This is a genomic window from Duodenibacillus massiliensis, assembly GCF_928721995.1.
Lineage (GTDB): Bacteria > Pseudomonadota > Gammaproteobacteria > Burkholderiales > Burkholderiaceae_F > Duodenibacillus > Duodenibacillus massiliensis.
Map to the genome: position 1 here is coordinate 116,146 of NZ_OV788642.1, position 16,815 is coordinate 132,960.

At 58.7% G+C, this 16,815-nt stretch carries 16 protein-coding genes and 1 tRNA gene; 11 read left to right on the forward strand and 6 right to left on the reverse strand.

Annotation, left to right across the window (positions count from 1 at the left end; all coding sequences use genetic code 11):
• Positions 1-58: 58 nt before the first annotated feature.
• Positions 59-1,015, reverse strand: coding sequence for a bifunctional riboflavin kinase/FAD synthetase (locus NXF97_RS00515; protein ID WP_338031951.1), 957 nt, complete (start codon positions 1,013-1,015; stop codon positions 59-61).
• Between the two features lie 145 nt (positions 1,016-1,160).
• Entirely contained in the window at positions 1,161-1,343 is a 183-nt protein-coding gene (locus NXF97_RS00520) for a TOBE domain-containing protein (protein WP_274956050.1), read from the reverse strand.
• 38 nt (positions 1,344-1,381) lie between these two features.
• Between NXF97_RS00520 and NXF97_RS00525 the strand changes: the two genes are divergently transcribed.
• The 6 genes from NXF97_RS00525 to NXF97_RS00550 all read left to right on the forward strand — a co-directional run bounded on the left by NXF97_RS00525 (position 1,382) and on the right by NXF97_RS00550 (position 5,838).
• Positions 1,382-1,777: a hypothetical protein gene (locus NXF97_RS00525; RefSeq protein WP_274956051.1), complete on the forward strand. Its 396-nt coding sequence runs from the start codon at positions 1,382-1,384 to the stop codon at positions 1,775-1,777.
• Positions 1,778-1,892: 115 nt separating this feature from the next.
• The gene (locus NXF97_RS00530; protein ID WP_022373775.1) at positions 1,893-2,894 is read left to right on the forward strand and encodes a TRAP transporter substrate-binding protein; all 1,002 of its coding nucleotides are present in this window, start codon (positions 1,893-1,895) and stop codon (positions 2,892-2,894) included.
• A gap of 15 nt (positions 2,895-2,909) precedes the next feature.
• Positions 2,910-4,193: a TRAP transporter large permease gene (locus NXF97_RS00535; RefSeq protein ID WP_274956052.1), complete on the forward strand. Its 1,284-nt coding sequence runs from the start codon at positions 2,910-2,912 to the stop codon at positions 4,191-4,193.
• A gap of 11 nt (positions 4,194-4,204) precedes the next feature.
• A complete protein-coding gene (locus NXF97_RS00540) occupies positions 4,205-4,735 on the forward strand; it encodes a TRAP transporter small permease (RefSeq protein WP_274956053.1) in 531 nt (176 codons plus the stop codon).
• Between the two features lie 5 nt (positions 4,736-4,740).
• The gene (locus NXF97_RS00545; protein WP_274956054.1) at positions 4,741-5,154 is read left to right on the forward strand and encodes a hypothetical protein; all 414 of its coding nucleotides are present in this window, start codon (positions 4,741-4,743) and stop codon (positions 5,152-5,154) included.
• A gap of 174 nt (positions 5,155-5,328) precedes the next feature.
• Entirely contained in the window at positions 5,329-5,838 is a 510-nt protein-coding gene (locus tag NXF97_RS00550; protein WP_274956055.1) for a transposase, read from the forward strand.
• Positions 5,839-6,062: 224 nt separating this feature from the next.
• Here the strand turns inward: NXF97_RS00550 and NXF97_RS00555 are convergent, their stop codons facing one another.
• On the reverse strand, positions 6,063-7,640 hold the full coding sequence (locus tag NXF97_RS00555; RefSeq protein ID WP_274956056.1) for a carboxylesterase/lipase family protein: 1,578 nt from the start codon (positions 7,638-7,640) through the stop codon (positions 6,063-6,065).
• 97 nt (positions 7,641-7,737) lie between these two features.
• Positions 7,738-8,598 carry an alpha/beta hydrolase gene (locus NXF97_RS00560; RefSeq protein ID WP_274956057.1) on the reverse strand — a complete coding sequence of 287 codons (861 nt, stop codon included), beginning with the start codon at positions 8,596-8,598 and terminating at the stop codon, positions 7,738-7,740.
• Between the two features lie 145 nt (positions 8,599-8,743).
• On the opposite strand from NXF97_RS00560, the gene NXF97_RS00565 reads away from it, so the two are divergent.
• From NXF97_RS00565 to NXF97_RS00585, 5 genes are all read left to right on the forward strand, one after another.
• Complete coding sequence (locus NXF97_RS00565; RefSeq protein ID WP_274956058.1) at positions 8,744-9,682, forward strand: LysR family transcriptional regulator; 939 nt, start codon at positions 8,744-8,746, stop codon at positions 9,680-9,682.
• 109 nt (positions 9,683-9,791) lie between these two features.
• Positions 9,792-9,867, forward strand: a tRNA-Arg gene (locus NXF97_RS00570).
• Positions 9,868-9,938: 71 nt separating this feature from the next.
• Positions 9,939-10,601: a metal ABC transporter ATP-binding protein gene (locus NXF97_RS00575; RefSeq protein ID WP_022373780.1), complete on the forward strand. Its 663-nt coding sequence runs from the start codon at positions 9,939-9,941 to the stop codon at positions 10,599-10,601.
• A 6-nt stretch (positions 10,602-10,607) separates the two neighbouring features.
• Entirely contained in the window at positions 10,608-11,435 is an 828-nt protein-coding gene (locus NXF97_RS00580) for a metal ABC transporter permease (RefSeq protein ID WP_274956059.1), read from the forward strand.
• Between the two features lie 164 nt (positions 11,436-11,599).
• A complete protein-coding gene (locus tag NXF97_RS00585; protein ID WP_274956060.1) occupies positions 11,600-13,453 on the forward strand; it encodes a C69 family dipeptidase in 1,854 nt (617 codons plus the stop codon).
• Between the two features lie 525 nt (positions 13,454-13,978).
• Here the strand turns inward: NXF97_RS00585 and NXF97_RS00590 are convergent.
• Together NXF97_RS00590 and NXF97_RS00595 are read right to left on the reverse strand one after the other, a co-directional pair.
• Positions 13,979-15,535, reverse strand: a complete 1,557-nt coding sequence (locus NXF97_RS00590) for an FGGY-family carbohydrate kinase (protein ID WP_274956061.1) — start codon at positions 15,533-15,535, stop codon at positions 13,979-13,981.
• A 102-nt stretch (positions 15,536-15,637) separates the two neighbouring features.
• Positions 15,638-16,699: a Fic family protein gene (locus NXF97_RS00595; RefSeq protein WP_274956062.1), complete on the reverse strand. Its 1,062-nt coding sequence runs from the start codon at positions 16,697-16,699 to the stop codon at positions 15,638-15,640.
• Between the last annotated feature and the right edge of the window lie 116 nt (positions 16,700-16,815).

A 16,815-nucleotide genomic window follows, 5' to 3' on the forward strand; every position in this document is an offset into this window, starting at 1 on the left:
GAGAGTGTATTTCATCGGGGCGGTACTTTGCCATAGGCAAAAGCGCCCAGTTTGACGTTCAGGCTTGGACTTTGACGCCCAGAATTGCTTTGGCGCGCTCGCAGTCGGCAGAAATGGCGGCCGTGAGTTCCGGAAGGCCCGAAAACTTTTTTTCGTCTCTGAGTTTCTCAACGAACTCCACCTCGATGAGCTTGCCGTAGGCGTTGCCCGTCCAGTTAAAGACGTGGGTTTCAAGAAGCCACCGGCCGTCGCTGACCACGGTCGGTTTGTTGCCGATACTCGCCACCCCCGGCCAGACGGAGCCGATCGCGTCAAGGCCCTTTACCCGCACAGCGTAAATGCCGTGCAGTGCCGGATGCGTTTTACTGCCCGGGGGGACGGCAAACATGTTGAGTGTGGGGAACCCCAGCTGCCTGCCGAGCGCCGCACCGTGCACCACGCGCCCGGTCATCGCGACGGCTCGCCCGAGCATCTCGGCTGCTTCATGGAGGTCTCCCAAGGCAAGCGCCGCGCGGATTCTGGAACTTGAAATCCTCTCCTGCCCGTGAAAAAGAAGGGGCGTCTTAAAGGTTTCAAAGTGATAGTGTTGCCCCAACTCTTCAAGCGTAGCGAAGTTGCCGCTGCGTCCGGCGCCGAACGTGAAGTTTTCCCCGACGCTCACCCAGCGGCACGCGAGGCCCTCGGCGAGAATGTCGCGGGCAAATTCTGCGGGCGCCATTTTGGCCATCGCCTCGTTAAAGGGCATCACAAAGACGCGCTGAATGCCGCAGGCAACGATGTTCGCGAGCTTATCCCGCAGGGTTGAGATGCGGGGGAGGTCGGTCTCGCCGAAAAACTCACGGGGGTGGGGCTCAAAGGTAAGCACCGCGGGCATAAGACCTCGCGCGGCCGCAGCCTGTCTGATTTCAGCCAGAAGCGCCTGATGCCCTCTGTGAACGCCGTCAAAGTTGCCGATGGCCACCGCGCAGTCCATGCGCGTAAACGGGCTCGGAAGTCCCCGGATGATGTGCAGCATATGGTTTGTGTGTTGCAAAGCCCGCGGGCTTTGCGCGAATAGAATCGGATGGGCAATTATATGGGGAGGGCGCTAAACGCAGAAACCGCCCGCGGGAGGAAGGGGGCCGGCGGGCGGTTTGTGATTTTGGGAAAAGTCCCGGGTCTTAGTCTTCGATGCCGATCATGACGTTGGAGGCCTTAATGATCGCGTAGGCCTTGCCGCCCACCTTAAGGCCAAGGTTTTTCGCGGAAGTCGTCGTGATGGAGGAGACGATCTTTTCGCCGGCGGCAGTTTCGATCATGACTTCGGAGGAAACGGGGCCTTCCTTGACTTCAAGGCCCCGCAACCGCCCGCTTGCCGCCCTTTTTCCGCCGGATCGGGCTGATGAAGTCTTTGGGCAATGCGCTGCCTTTGATTGCCGGTGTCTGCAGGGACTGGCACCTGGGAGAACCGGTGTTGCGGGAGATGTCTGACCGCACCGTCATTGCGATACCGCGCAGGCCGTTTGCAACCGATGCCTACGGAGCCCTGCCGCATACATTGACCGCTTCTGATCCTGAGGTTCCCGATCCGCTCAGGGAAAAGCTCATGGCCTGTCTCAGAGACACGCCGCAGGCGACGCAGTCTGAGGCAGCCAAAGCCCTGGGGGCTTGCGTCATTACCGTTAAGCGCCTTTTTGCCGGCCTGCAGAAAGAGAAAAGCGCCTGCGCCGCATCGGCAACAACCGCCGCGGCCTCTGGCAGGTACTTTAAAGCCCCGTCCGCCTTGGGCAGGGCCTGACGCGGGTTGTTAGAATGCCCGCAGTGCGGCCCCAAAATCAGGCAAAGTGCCGCACGGGCTCAGGGTTTCGCTCTGAGTCAGCCCATGCTTTGCCGGCCATTAGACCGAGAACCCGATGCATAAGATCCTAGCTTCCCTTTGTGCCGCCGCCCTTGCGGCCTTTACCGGTGTTGCCGCTCAGGCTGAAATCCCCGCGCAGACAATACGCCTGGCGCACACCGCGGCGGTTTCCCACGCGCACCATGAAGCCGCGCAGCTTTTTGCCAAAAATGTCTCTGACAGAACGAAGGGGAGGGTGAAGGTTGAGGTGTATCCCGCAGGCGAACTCGGAGACCAGCCGGCTTTGGCTGAGCAGGTGACCTTAGGCGCCATGGACATGGCTGTGGTGAGTCTAGGCAACATGGCGATGTACGATAAGAAACTTAACGCCATGACGGCGCCCTTTCTTTTTACCGATTACGACCACGCCCACCGCACGATTGACGCGTTTGTGATGGACTGGATGAATGCGGGCCTCTCGCAGCATGACGCCGTGGGCCTTGCCATGTTTGACTACGGCTTCCGGCAGACGACAACCAAGGGCGTGCCGATTAACTCCGCAGACGACTTAAAGGGCCTCAAGATCCGCGTGCCGCCTTCAACGGGCCTTCTTGCGGCCTTTGACGCCCTGGGCGCCAACACCCAGCGCATTGCGTACTCAGAGCTCTACACCTCCTTAAAGCAGGGCGTGGTGACGGGCGAAGAAAACCCGGTTTTCACAATCCTTGCGGATTCCCTCTATGAAACGCAGGATGAGTTGGCGCTCACAAACCACTACTTTGACTGCCAGGTGCTTTTGATCAACAAGATGCTCTTTGACGGCATGCCCGAGGAACTGCAGACGATTCTGAAGGAAGAGGCCGTCAACGCCCAAAACCTCACCCGCGAAAAAATCAGTCACGGGGAAGCCGCTGTCATTGAAGAGCTTAAAAAGAAGGGGATGCATGTGACGAACCCCGACCGTGCGTCTTTCGTAAAGAAAATGCAGCCCGCCTACGAAAAGGTGGGAGCCTTGGCGGGCACGAAAGAAATGAAGAATCTTCTTGATGCGGTTGCAAAAGCAAAGACCGCAAAATAAGAGGGTGGCTGCGTCATGGTGATGTTTGTCATCTTCGCCTCGGTGCTCGTTCTGATGCTTTTGGGCGTCACAACGGCCGTGACGATGGGCTTTGCCTCCGCCGCAACGTTTTTACTTGCGGGCGGGGACATGGCGCGGCTTTTTCTTGTGCCGCAGCGCATGTTTGCGCAGGTCTCAGGCATCACCCTCATGTCAATCCCGTTTTTCCTTCTCATGGGTAACCTCATGACCGAAGGCGGGGTGAGTAAAAGCCTTTTTGCCTTCGGACGCGTCAGCCTCGGGCACCGCTGGGGCGGACTTTCCAACGCCGCGATTGCCGCCTGCATCGTGATGGCCGCGATGTCAGGCTCCGCCGCCGCGTGCGCCGCAGGAATCGGCATGATTGCCGTTGCGGAAATGAAAAAGTCCGGCTACGGGGAAGCCTTTTCCTGTGCAACGATTGCGGCAGGAGGCGCCTTGGGCCCCATCATTCCCCCGAGCATCACATTGATTCTTTACGCCGGGCTCACGCAGACGAGCGTCAACGCCCTTTTTGCCGCGGGCGCCGTGCCCGGGCTCATCATCGGGTTTGCCTTCATGCTGTGGTCCTCGTGCGTCTGCCGCATGAAGGGCTACGCCAAAACGCAAGCCGCCCCCTGGCGCGAGCGCTGGTACGCCTTTAAGGAGGCGTTTTTTGCGTTGCTTACACCTGTCATCGTGATCGGCGGTATGTTTGCGGGGCTTTTTACCGCGACCGAAGCCGCGGCGGTCGCCTCCTTTTACGTGATGATTCTGGGGTTCTTTGTCTTTAAGACCCTCAAGGTCAAAGACCTTCCGAAAATCTTTTGGGCGACGGCCGAGCAGACCGCGAAAGTCATGTTTGTGATCGCGACGGCGGGCTTCTTCCAGTACGTTCTTCTTTACACCCGGATTCCCCAGGAAGCGATTGCCTTTATTTCGACGAGCTTCACTTCCATCGTTCCGGTGCTTCTCATCATCATTGCGCTTCTTGTGATCATGGGCTGCTTTATGGAAGGCACCGCGATCCTTTTGATTACCGTGCCGATTTTTGTACCCCTGGCAAAGGCCTTTGGGTTTGACGTGGTGCAGCTCGGAATCGTGATGTGTATTTCGCTTGCGGTGGGCGTTCTGACGCCGCCCGTGGGGCTGAATCTTTATGTGATGGCCTCGATTTCAGGCGTGAAGGTCATGGCGATTGCCAGAGAGGCCTTGGGTTATGTGCTCATCATGATTCTCGGGGCGGCAGCGGTCGCCTTTATACCCGGGTTGTCGCTGGGCCTTGCGCGCCTCGTGCCGTAGGAGTAGGGAAGATGCAGACTTTGCTCGTATGGCTTAAGAAACTCGATCATGCGGTAAGCGTCACAACGCGCACGATCTGTATCGTGGCTTTGGCCGCGATCTTTGTGATGTTTCTTTTAAACGTCTTCGTGCGGTTTGTGCCGGTTTATAACTTCACGCAGACCGATGACTGGATTCAGTTGTGCCTCGTGTGGATGATTTTCCTGGGCGCCCAGGAACTCGTGCGCACCCGCAGTCACTTTGTGGTGGACGTTTTAACGGAACGGATGGCGGGCACGCAGACCGGGCGTTTTGTGAGGATTCTCGTCTGTCTCATTGAGTGCGTCACCTACGCCGCGGTGTGCTGGTACGGGATTGTCTGGGTGATGCGCGCGCAGGCTTACATGCAGTCCGTCCCGTGGCTTCAGATGCGCTGGGCCTATGCCGCGGTTCCTGTGAGCGCCTTTTTTATGACGGTCTACGGGATCCGCGACCTGATTCTTTCGGTGCGAAACTTCGTGCGCGGGCGCGAGGACATCGAAGTACTGGAAAAAGGATTCTGACAAAGATGACGCGCAGTTTCTGGATTTTTGAAGCGTTCCTGGCGGTGGCGGGCGTTTTGGCCGGCCTCATTTTTCACTGCATCTTTAAGTTTTATGTGAACCCCCAGATGCAGGATATCAACTGGACCTGGATGGGGTTTATCACTGTCACGATGGTGATTGCGGGTTTCCCCGCCTGGCTTGCTGCGAAGAAAACCTCGTGGCTGCGGCTTACGGTTTTAACCAACGTCTTTAATTTTGTGCTGCTTGCGCTTGTGCCCCTGTGGTACATCGCTTTCGGCAGCGACGGGATGGAGAAGACGCTCGCCTGGTACTTTTCCGCGGCCTGGGCTTTGTCGGGGGTTCTTCCGGCGATTTTTGCCTGTGCGGCGTTCGGGACCACGGTGGGCCGGGGCGTCTTTACGGGCGGCCGAAACTAGGCTGTTATTTTTCCAAACGGGCTTGAAAGCCATCAGCTGCTTTCGTGCGGCGAGGACCTTCGGGGCAGATTCCGGTGTTTCGAGGACTTTAACCTGAATTTTGCATGAGCGCTGAAAAAACAGCGCTCTTTTCATGGCTTAAATTCTGATTTTAATAAAGAAAAAAATGTCTTTTTGTTAATATTTTTTCTACCACAAAAAATCAAAACAAAAGACCTTTCCATGAATTTTACTCGAACAGCAACAACTGATGGGTTCGGCCGCAGCGTGCAGATCACCAACGGGCGGTTTGTCGCCACCATGATGACGGGCCTGCTGCCCGTCGCCGATATGGTCTCCCGGATTCAGCTTTTGGCCCCCTTTGAGCAGGCGTTGGAGCAGACTCACAAGCCGAAAGACCGCAGTCTGTATTCCGCCGGAGCCATGTTTCGGCAGCGTGTTTTCGCACATATCTGCGGATTTGAGGATTTGGCCGACCACGACGTCATCACAGAAGACGAAGGCTTTCTTTCCGCACTCGGGGTTAATGATGCTGCAGGCAGCTCAACCCTCTGCAGATTTGAAAACTCAATAACCCGACACGATCTTGATCGCCTCAACTGCTGTTTTTGGACGCACTGCTTCGGGCCAACCGAAAGCATCGCATCTTTCCCAGGGCCGGGGCCAGGAAGACTCCGGTACTGATCATTGATGATACCTCTTTTGTGGTATTTATGTGAACGGTCGCTTTGTGTTTGAAAATGAGAAAAACGTCTCGGAAGCAGACGAATGGACTGCAAAGGCGAGGGAAGAGGGCTGCGGCAGTGGAGAAGAAGGGAAAGAGGCGCGCTCCGGGAAGGATGCGCGTCTCTTGACGGGCGGATTGTCGGGCGAAACCGTCAGGGAGGCGGCTTCGTCATCAGGATCGATCAGCGGTCGCCGCGGTCGAGCACGACGGGAATCGAGTGCCAGAAGCTGCAGTGGTGCAGATCCGCAAAGTACGAGGCGGGAACGGTCTGGCTCTTGCCGTTGAGTCGAAGAGCCATCATGGCGCCTTCGCCTTCAAAGGGCTTCCAGACGGGGAGGCCTTCGCCGTTCGGGTTTTGGTGCTTCACGAAGTTGCCCCAGTAGGCGCGCATCTGGCGCGCCAGCGCACGCTGCTCGTCGGTCATGCGAACGGAGCGCGGCAGGTACTGGCCCGCATCCGGGAAGAGGTAGGTGAGCTCGGCCGCGTGGCTCGCGGCGTTGTCGTAGCCCTTGTGGCGGCTCGGAGACGTGGGCACGGTGGAGTCTTCGAAGGTGTAGATCCAGGGCGCCAAGGCGCCGGTCTTGGCCATGGCTTCTGCGAGCGTCAGGTTGGTGCAGCCGCCCAGGCCGCGCATGCCGCTGTCGGTGATGAAGTCGCCGATCGTGTACTCAAGCGCGTATTGGCCTTCGTGCTTCTTCGGATCGTAGATCTTCAGAGCATCGACGGCGCTCTGCTCGCCCACGAGTTTGACGACCCAGGCCTTGTAGTCGGGATACTTCCAGCCGACATAGGCGGCGCCGGCGGAGCGGCCTTCCTCCTTGTTGGAGCCCGAGAGCACCGGGACCTTGATCCAGTTCCCCTTCGCGATTTCGCTCACGGCGCTCGTTTCGGAAACGGGATTCCAGCCGCCGACCGCGGCGCTGGCGACGGCCAGCTTGTCGGTCGGGAGCTTCCTCAGGCAGGCAAGCGGATCAGCTTCGCCGGCGCAGCCGGTGAGCACGAGGAACTTGTCGGCGCGCTCCTTGGCCTGCTTGGGCGAGTCGACGTCGTGGATGCAGTCCTCACTCTGAAGAACGACGCCCGCCACGAGGCCCTTCGACTTCGGATCAACGAGGATTCGGCAGGCGTTGGTCGAGCCGGCGGATTCGGTTACCAGCGTGACCTTGTCGGGATTGCCGCCGAAGGCCGCGGCATTGCGCTTGACCCATGCAAGCGCGGCCTGCGTGTCGGTGATGCCGAAGTTGCCAGCTGACGAATCCATGCCAGGGAGCTTCAGGAAGCCGAAGGCGCCGAGACGGTACTGGATCGTCATGACGATGATGCCGTTTTCGGTGGCGAGGCGCGCGCCGTCATGCTCGCTGGCGTTGCCGCCCGTATTGCCGCCGCCGTGTGCGTAGACGGCGACCGGGAGATTGGCATCGGCCGCTGTGCCGGCGGGCCTATAGATGTTCACATAGAGGCAGTCTTCGCTGCCCTGTCCCTTCTGCTTGCAGGGCTGCGGGGCGGTGTCGGCCTGACGGATGCCCCTCCATGCGGCGGCGGGCTTGGCGGAAGCCCAGCGGTTCTTACCGACCGGGGCGGCCGCGTAGGGCACGCCGAGGAAGACGTCCACTCGGGCGTCCGTGCCCGGGACGGTTTTCACAAAGCCCGTGAGGTCGCCTGATTCAACACGAACGATGTCGGCCTGAGCGGCCGTGGCCATGGAGCAGGCGCCCGCGAGGACGAGCGCCGTGACGAGAGGAGTGCGTTGGAAAAGCATGGCTGTTCTCCTTCTTGCAAAACAGCTTTTGTTGGTCTGATGACATTGCGGGCGGACAATCCGGTCCGGCCGCCCGCAATGGGTTGTGCGCAGCTTGTTACTTGATCTTCTTCAGCCACATGGAGAGATCTGTGCGGAAGTTGTCGCCGTCCGGGAAGTCGGCGGAGGATTCGGCGCCCCAGCCGTGGTTGCCTGATTCGTAAACGTGAAGCGTGACGGGACGGGCGTTTTCGATCATGGCGCGTGCGTAGAGCATGGAGCCGAGGCTGCCGGCATATTCATCTCCGGCGGACACAGCGAGGAAGGCGGGCGGTGTCGTGAGCGAAACATGCTTGTAGGCCGAGAACGTCGTGTCGTATTTCACGGAGCGGGCGGGCCCGATGAGATTGTTGCGGCAGGAGCTCTTGGGCTGGGATTCCTCCTGCATCATCGTGATGTTCGGATAGACGAGAACCGAGAAGTCGGGGCAGGCGGCGCCCTTGCAGGAGACGCTCGACATGGCGGCAAGGTGGCCGCCGGCGCTCGCGCCCATCACGCCGACGGTGTGCAGGTTGTATTTGCCGAAGAGCGAGCGAACGGTTTCAACGGCCTTGTTGGCATCTGCGAGCGGCACTTCCGGGTTGCCCTTTGGAAGACGATATTTGAGCACGAACGTCGTAAAGCCCTGTGAGTGGAAGAACGGAACGAAGCTCTTTTCAATGGTGCTCATCGACAGATTGCCGTAGCCGCCGCCCGGAATGACGATGACGGCCTTGCCGTTGGGATTGGCCGGAGCCGAGACTTCGAGACGGGCGCGCGTGACGTTGAAGATGGAGCCCTGGGCGTTCGTTTCCTCGGCGGCCGTGATGGTGCTCTTGTTGGGAGCGCCTTCGGGCCAGAGGTCGATGACGTCGGCCGCCTGAGCGGAGCAGGCGGCCGCTGCGAGGATGGCGGCGGTCATGTGAGCTATCTTGTGCATTGTGTTTCTCCTTTGTATTCCGCCTTCCCGAAGATCCGGCCTCGATCTTTCAGGGAGGCGCAAAATGTATTCTATAAATCTCGATGCATTACAATCCAATAATCATAATTTTATAAACAATCACTAAGTTGTTATTGGCGGCGGCATGACTCAAAGAGCTTTCGGCCTTTTGGAGGCCTTGGTGGAGGAGGGGAGCTTTCGCAGGGCTGCGGAGCGGCTCGGCGTGACCCAGCCTCATGTTTCTCAGAGTTTGCGGCGTCTTGAGGAAAAGTACGGCGCCATGATCGTGGACCGCCATGCCTCGCCAATTCGCCTGACGCCGTTGGGCGAGGTCGTCTATGACAGTCTCCGGCGCATGGCGCTGATTGAGGTTGAGACGCTGCAGCAGTGTGCCGACTTCAAGGAACTTCGCACCGGACGCGTTCGGGTTGCGTGCAACGCCGAGCGGTCGATCAGCATGCTGATGCCGGTCGCTGCTGCGTTTGCACGTGCATACCCGAAAGTAGAGCTTGATCTGACATTGGATCTCTTGCTGGAGGACGTTCCTGATGCGCTTGCATCCGGGCGAGCCGATGTCGGTGTGCTCTTTCAACGGCTTATGACGCCTGATCTTAACGCCTATCCACTTGTTGAGGAGCGATATCTGCTGGCGGTGCCCGATGCGCCGGAGTATGCGAACGTCGGTGTGCCATTCAATGACGAAGGTATTTATCCAAAGGCAGCATCAGTCGATCTGACACCGATTACCGGATTGCCGTTTCTTTGTCCCAACAATCATCAGGAAAGAAAGGAGCTGCTGAGCCGGGCGCTCGGAATTCCCGTGCACGCAATGCCGGTGATGGCCTTAAAGCCGGGCCTCAGGCTTCCGTTTGTGGCCGAAGGGCTTTGTTGGACGGTTTGTCAGGAGCATCTTATTAGGCAGCACGAGCCGCACCGGCGCTGTCGTTTTGCCTCTCTTGAGGACGTGCTGCCCGTGCAGACGGTGGTCATCGCTTGGGACGAGCACGTGTATCAGAGTCTCGCGGCACGGGCGTTCTGCAGCATGGCGGTGGACATGATCGGGCGCGGCTGTACGCCGCCTTGAATCAACGGCTTTTGCCGAGTGAACCCTCCGAGCATAAAACGATCAAAACGGGCGGCGTAACTTTGCTACAATCCCCGCCCCGACGCGCAATGTTTGCGTCACGGGTTGTGCCACCGTAGTTCAACTGGATAGAACAAGCCCCTCCTAAGGGTTAGATCCGGATTCGAGTTCCGGCGGAGGCACCAATTCTGAGAGCCCGCGGGCTCTTTTTTTGTCCGGTTACAGCCGGTTCTCTGCGGTTTGGAGGCAGTTTGCCGTGTCAAGCGTTATTGCCGTCAAAGATCTCTCGTTTTCCTACACGGGGACCGCACCGTGGCTTCTTGAGAATATTTCGTTTACGGTGCAAGAGGGGGACTACGTGTGCCTGATGGGCGCCAACGGCTGCGGCAAAACCACGCTCATGAAGATGATCCTGGGCTTTATCGAGCCCGGCCGCGGCACGGTGACCGTGAATGCTCCCTTGTCGGGCTACGTACCTCAGGCCGATCCCGCGGCGATGAGCGCCTTTCCGATTACGGTCTCTGAGGTCTTAAAGGGTTATGCGGCACTTTGCAGGGCCGGCAAAGACGCAGCCGAGCACGTGCTCGCCACTGTCGGAATGGCCGCTTACCGCAATGCGCTTATCGGCACGCTCTCAGGGGGGCAGCGGCAGCGCGTTCTCATTGCCCGGGCGCTTTTGGCGCAGCGTAAGCTCCTGCTTCTTGACGAACCCTCCACGGGCTTAGACAAAAAGTCCGCCACCGACATCTATTCGCTTTTAAAGCACTTAAACGTGAGCCACGGCGTGACGGTTGTCAGCGTTGAGCATAACTTTGAGGCCGTGCGGGAAAACGCCACGAAAATCGTCGCGTTTGCCGAGGGGCATGCCCGGACGATGACGCCCGACGCCTATTTTGATGAGAAACCCTGGCTGGAGTAGTGCGCCATGACGGAACTCTTTTCCTATGACTTCATGCAGAGAGCGCTCACAGCCACCGTCTGCATGGCAGTGCTTTGCCCGGTGATCGGGATCTTTCTCGTTTTAAGGCGCACTTCGATGACAGGCGACGCCCTCGCGCACGCGTCCCTTGCGGGCGTTGCCGTGGGCCTTGCGGGCGGCGTCAATCCCGTCGGGGCTTCTTTTATCTTTACGTCGGCAGCGGCACTTCTGATTGAAGCGCTGAGGGGCCTGTTTAAAAACTTTTCCGACCTCATTCTCACGATTGTTCTGGCGCTTTCGGTCGGCATAGCCGTAACGCTCATCACCTCGGGTGCGGTGCACGCGAACGCCGAGAGTTTTCTATTCGGCAGCATCCTCACGGTCACGGACGAAGACCTCGTGATCGTGGGGCTTCTCACCGCGGCGGCCCTTCTTCTCGGGGCACTGAACTACAACGCTCTGGTCTGCATCGCCTTTGACGAAGAGGCGGCGCGTGCCGCGGGCGTTAAGGTGCGGCTTACCGCTGCGGTCTTTGCCCTCATCTCTGCGGCGGCTGTTGCGTCATCGATTCGGGTGGCGGGCGTACTTGTGATGAGTTCGCTGCTCACGGTTCCCGTTGCCACGGCACTGCAGTTCCGGCAGGGCTTTGCAAGGACCCTTGCGGCAGCCATGATTGTGAGCCTCATTGACAGCGTGGGGGGGCTCATGCTTGCTGCAATCGTGGACGCGGCGCCCGGGGGCCTCATTGCGCTCACGTCCGTGGCGGTCCTTGCGTTCGTAATGACGGGGCGCTTCGTTCTTTACCGGCTGCGCCGCGGCAGCTCATCATCCTGACGGTCGGTGTCGTATGGGTTATTGGGTAATAACCCTAGGCTATTTACCGTGGTCAGAGCGCCTAAAATCCTTCCTCGAGGTGCCTGTCATTTCCCCGAGAGGCGCCTGAAACAATGGGTCCGGCAATCCCAATCGGGCCCGCAGCAACCAGAAGGAAGGAAAGTATGTCATTACGGATCAAAGCTCTCTCAGCCGCCTTGGGCGTAGCTATTGCGTCGCTCGCGTTTAACGCAATCGGCTGCTCCACGGTCATCGTCGGCAAGGACGTCAGTAAAACCGGCACGATCATCGTGGGTCACAATGAAGATAACGGCGGGCGCATTCTCTCGGCGCAGTACTGGGTGCCTGCAGCGACGCACGCCAAAGGCGAGATGATTACGTTTGAACCGACGGCCGCGAAGATCCCCCAGGTCGAAAAGACGTTCGGTTTTTACTGGTCTCAGACTTTCGATCCCAACGGAGCGAGCTTTTCCGACGGCTTTGTAAATGAAAACGGTGTAGTGATTGTCTCAAACGCCTGCACCGGGATCTACAAGGACGACATCATGCCGGTCAAAGACGGCGGTATCGGTTACGGTATCCGGCGCCTGATGGCTGAGCGCGCCACAAGCGCCCGTCACGCCATTGACATCGCCATTGACCTTCTCACGACCTACGGCTATTTCTCCGAAGGCCGCACCTATACGGTCGCGGACGCCAACGAAGCCTGGCAGATCGCCATCCACCAAGGCAACACCTGGGCCGCCCGCCGCGTGCAGGACAATGAAGTTGTCTATATCCCGAACAACTTCATGATGGATAAGCTCGATGCCACGGATACGAAAAACGTGATTCTTGCGCCCGGCATGATTGAGCGCGCCATTAAAAACGGGCGCTATAAGCCCGCTGAGCCCGGCGTCTACAAGGACTTTAACTTCCGCGCGGCCCTGGCTCCGGCCGAACGCCGTGCCGCCGACTACAACCTCTCACGCAACAACCTCGCGTGGAAGAAGATTCTCGGACAAAACATCACCGATCCCGAGAAGTTCCCGTACGCCGCCGTTAACCCCAAGAAGATGGGCGTAGAGGAAGTGAAGGACCTTCTGAGAACGCATGAAAAGGGTATCGGCGCTGACGCCGGGTGGTACCACTACAAGGGACTGGGCCTGTGCCGTCCCACCACGCACGAGTCGGGCGTCTGGGTGATGAACGAAAATGCGCTTCTCACGACGGGGTACCGCTCAATCGCGCGTCCCTGCGAAACGCCTTATGTGCCCTTCTTCCCGCTTGCCAAGCAAGCGGAAAAAGCAGGGTTCCTCACGGCCGAAAAGGCGACTGCCGAACACTTTAAGGGGACGCCCGAACTCTTCAGCTTCAACCCCGACTGGCCCGTCTTTGCTTCCGTGGAGCTTGCCAACGCCCTCGAATATAAGCGCGGCGCCGACATGAAGGCAAACACCAAGTTGATCAAGGGCTTTGAAAAGGTCTGGGGCAAGAAGGCCGCCGAAACCGCCGCCGTTGCGCAGCAGATCTGCCGCTTCTCGCCGGAAAAAGCCGCGCGCTATCTGCACGCCTTTAATGCCGAAAGCTTTGACGCCGCAGCAGCGCTTGCTCAGAAGGAAGTTGCCAAACTGATGCCGCACAAGGTTGTGGTTCTCGCAGACGTCATTGACCCCAAGAGCGATCAGAGGGTTGACGTGGTGCTTCTTTCGGACAAGACCCTTGACGCCACCAAGGTTGACGTCAAAAAGACCGTCGCGGGCGCGGGGCGGTCGTCGGTCACCACCAAGGTGACGCTTGATCAGCTCGCCAAGCCCGTTTCCACCCGCACCATGGACTTCAACAAGGACGGCAAGGCCGATATGGTCTTTAACTTTGCCGCGAAGGACCTGGCGAAATTCATGATCCCGGGGACGGTCTACGACTTCTGGCTTTACACCGTCAACGGCAAGACCCGCATCACGGGCTTTGATACGGCGCTTGTGGCGCCCGACGGCTATAAGCCTCAGAAGGCAAAGTCTGAAACGCACGACCGCTAATCGGCGTTTTCTCGGTTAACGCGTGAGCCCCGTTTTGCATGTACTGCGGAGCGGGGCGTTTTTTCCCGGTGAGTTTTTGCCGTGTTCGCGAACCGTGCCGTCTCAACACGCTTTCGGTAATCTCGGAAGTCATTGAGGAGAGAATACTGTTCGCGAAGATTGAAAAACACGAATCAGACGTATGGCTTTTCCTGCCGGACGAGTGCATCGAAGACCTGAACTCAGCGAAGGATCGCGTCTCGAGGTCGTAAAGAGCCCAGCCGGTTGGTGTCTGCGTCCGCTGCGGCTTACCAGTGAGAGTCTTGAGAAACGAGTGAGCAGGATTACGCCGGACAACCTTCCGGACCGGGAGTCAGACGGGGCTGCGCTCAGGCGACACTTTCCGATACGAAAATGCCGACAGCGCAAGCACTGTCGGCTAAACGTCCCTCTTTGTCTGCATGCCCATATTACGGGCAGAGGCTTTCGGGCACAGTTGTCGGGTATTTTAGGGGCAGATCACACTGACTGCAGCCCGCCCGTCAGTCATTCGCTTCTCACCGGCCGCATGGCGGTGAGCGTTTCAAACGCGGTCTTCATATCCTGTTGCACCAAACGTGTTTTCAGCTTAAAAAGACGGCGGTAAAGAGCGGACTTTTCAGCGTCGGGCGTGTACTGCGCGTCTTTGACGATGGTTTTGGTAAGAGCCGCTTTGGCGTCTGTGACGTCGCCCGCGGCAATTGCTGCAAAGACGCAGTTGGTGACGACGGCGCCCCCGGCGTTGCGAAAGCGCACAACGTCGGCAGCGAGCATATCGGCCTTGATCTGATTCCAGAGCGAATCGCGGCTGCCGCCTTCGGTCACCGTGATGCGGGTGAGCGGCACGCCCGCGGCGCGGTACGTGTCCGTGATTTCCATGTAGTCGTAGCCGATCGCTTCAAGCACGGCGCGCCACTGCACGAAGCGGTCATCGTCCAGGGTCATGTTCATAAAGCACCCGCTTGCGTGCTTTAACTCTCCGGCGCCTCCGGTGAGGTAGGGCAGAAACAGCACCCCGTTGCAGCCCGCGGGCACGGCTAAAGCTTTTTCCGAGAGCTCCGTGTAGTAGCGCGGATCATCGGCCTTGTCGCAGATATTGTCCTTAAACCACCTGAGCGCCAAACCACCAGTGCGGATAAAGCCCCAGTAAAAGTAGGTGTCCGGCAGCGACCCGGAATTAAAAATGAGGCCGCTGCCTTTTTTAGAAAGTTCCGGGACAATGCCTTTGGTAGAAACGCAGAACATGGCGCAGGTGCCCGCAACATCCACGCCCTGATTGGCTTCAAAAACGCCGGCGCCGAGCATCGACTGCATGGTGTCACCGGCCCCCGCGCACACGGGAGTCCCCGCCGCAAGGCCCGTCACCCTGGCAATGTCTTGGGTGACCGTGCCCACAACATCCCAGGGCTTTTTGACGGCGGGCATAAAGCGCTTGTCAATCCCGAGGATTGCGAGCTGCTCGTCGCTCCAGCATTTTTCCTCGACTTTGTAGCCTAAGCCCCAGCCCGACATTGCGCCCCAGTCGATAAAGGCGTCTTTGCCCTTGAGGCCCGCCAGATGCATGAGGATATACGGGGCGTTGTGCACAAACTTCACGCCCTTTTCCCGGAACTTGCGGGAGTTTTTGATAAACCACCGGGCAAAAAGCGCGGGGAACATGCAGTTGGCTTCCGGGTTGCCGGTCTCTTTGCCCCAAATGTCGAGGTTTTTGGCGTTGATGGCATCGGCGTCAGCCTGCGTGCGGCTGTCAAGGTAATTGATGTAGGGGGTCACGGCGTCGCCTTCAGCGTTGACGCCGCAGATGCCGCAGATGATGCCGTCACCCATCACGGCGCGGATGTCGGCGGGGTCGTAGCCTTTGCCGCGGATTTCATCCGTGCAGCGCTTCATGCAGGTAAGTGTGATGCTGAGAAACTCATCGGGATCCATCTGTACCCAGCCCGGATGCGGGTAGTGCAGGGTTGTCGCGGCCGTTGTCTGCGCCAGGGGCGTCAACGACTCATCGTAAACGGCGACCTTCACGCTCTGGGTGCCGGCATCAAAGCCCATGTAAAGTTTGGCCATGACTGATCCTCATAAGTGTTCGCAGCCTGACTGCGGAAATTAAAAATCTACGGCATTGTACGTAGAAAAGCGCCGGGAAACCGTAACCGGTTACGGCCGGTTTCAGACCGAGGTATCGGTTTTTGCGGCGTGTGACGCGCTGTACCGGGTCGCAGGACCCGCACCGCACTGAATCAGAAGCCCTTTTTTAACGAGCTCGGCGACGTGATAGCGCACCGTTGCCATCACGGCGCGGCTTTCGTGCTGCAGGCCCCTGACGGTCACCGATCCCTTCATCTGCGCCTGCGTGAGGATAAAGTCCGCCAGGGGCGAGAGGCGAGGTCCTGCCGACCCGAGAAGCGTGAGCCGGTCCTTCACTTCAAGCATCTGCCGTGTAAGGCTGTCGGTGAAAAAGTCAAACCAGGGCTCCCACGCGGGGGCGGGGTGGGTGAGTGTGAGCTGCGTTGCGCGAAGCGCCGTGATAAAGCGTCCCTTGTCGTTATCCATGAGGCGGGTGAGCGACGCCGCAGAGGCCCAGCCGTAACCCTGCTGCAGCATGATTAAGACGGTCATGAGCTGACAGAGGCGGCCGTTGCCGCGGGCAAAGGGGCTCACTGCCGGAAAGACCGCGTTAAAGTAGGCAAGCGTCAGAAGCGGGTGCAGTTCCTGCGCGGTCAAGAGGGTATTGACGGTCGCGATGAGTTCGCGGGTTAATGCCGGAGCCTGACTTGCCGGTGCCGTTTCAAAAAAGAGGCTCCCCGGTGCCGCCCGCTCATCAAGCCCCGTTTTGTAGTCGCCTCCGCGCACCGTGCCGTCCGTCGTGTGCCAGAAAAGAATGCGGTGCAGTTCCCGCAGAAGCTCTTCCGTTAACGGCATTACCGCGTAGCTTTTGACAATGAGGTCAAGCGCATCGGCACAGCCCGCGGCCGCTTCCGCGGCCTGCGTTTTGAGTTTCGTTTTTTTCACCATGAGCCGTGAGGCTTCCGGGGCCGTAAAGTCCGTGCCTTCGATTCTCAGACAGGCCGCCACGGTTTCGGCGGAGGCCGCCCGCGTCATGGCGGTGACGGCCTCGGGCTTCATCGCAAGTGCATCGCGCCAGAGCGTGAAGCGGAATTCGTCGATAGCGGCCAAAGGCCTTCTGTAGCGCCTGTCGGCCGTAAACGTCTCGGGACTTGCAATACGCATGGCTTAAAAATCCTAGCAGATACTCGCAGACAGAAAAATAACTCTTGGTCAGTATTTAGCAGATATTAGCAGAATTGACTGTCCGTAACACGCATTACCACTTTGATTTCACGGTA

What these genes read in the sequence shown, in the direction of transcription:
- NXF97_RS00555 (WP_274956056.1), bottom strand. Translation starts at nt 7,640, where the DNA reads ATGCTTTTCCAACGCACTCCTCTCGTCACGGCGCTCGTCCTCGCGGGC.
- NXF97_RS00530 (WP_022373775.1), top strand. Translation starts at nt 1,893, where the DNA reads ATGCATAAGATCCTAGCTTCCCTTTGTGCCGCCGCCCTTGCGGCCTTT.
- NXF97_RS00540 (WP_274956053.1), top strand. Translation starts at nt 4,205, where the DNA reads ATGCAGACTTTGCTCGTATGGCTTAAGAAACTCGATCATGCGGTAAGC.
- NXF97_RS00590 (WP_274956061.1), bottom strand. Translation starts at nt 15,535, where the DNA reads ATGGCCAAACTTTACATGGGCTTTGATGCCGGCACCCAGAGCGTGAAG.
- NXF97_RS00515 (WP_338031951.1), bottom strand. Translation starts at nt 1,015, where the DNA reads ATGCTGCACATCATCCGGGGACTTCCGAGCCCGTTTACGCGCATGGAC.
- NXF97_RS00535 (WP_274956052.1), top strand. Translation starts at nt 2,910, where the DNA reads ATGGTGATGTTTGTCATCTTCGCCTCGGTGCTCGTTCTGATGCTTTTG.
- NXF97_RS00585 (WP_274956060.1), top strand. Translation starts at nt 11,600, where the DNA reads ATGTCATTACGGATCAAAGCTCTCTCAGCCGCCTTGGGCGTAGCTATT.
- NXF97_RS00560 (WP_274956057.1), bottom strand. Translation starts at nt 8,598, where the DNA reads ATGCACAAGATAGCTCACATGACCGCCGCCATCCTCGCAGCGGCCGCC.
- NXF97_RS00595 (WP_274956062.1), bottom strand. Translation starts at nt 16,699, where the DNA reads ATGCGTATTGCAAGTCCCGAGACGTTTACGGCCGACAGGCGCTACAGA.
- NXF97_RS00580 (WP_274956059.1), top strand. Translation starts at nt 10,608, where the DNA reads ATGACGGAACTCTTTTCCTATGACTTCATGCAGAGAGCGCTCACAGCC.
- NXF97_RS00545 (WP_274956054.1), top strand. Translation starts at nt 4,741, where the DNA reads ATGACGCGCAGTTTCTGGATTTTTGAAGCGTTCCTGGCGGTGGCGGGC.
- NXF97_RS00565 (WP_274956058.1), top strand. Translation starts at nt 8,744, where the DNA reads ATGACTCAAAGAGCTTTCGGCCTTTTGGAGGCCTTGGTGGAGGAGGGG.
- NXF97_RS00525 (WP_274956051.1), top strand. Translation starts at nt 1,382, where the DNA reads ATGAAGTCTTTGGGCAATGCGCTGCCTTTGATTGCCGGTGTCTGCAGG.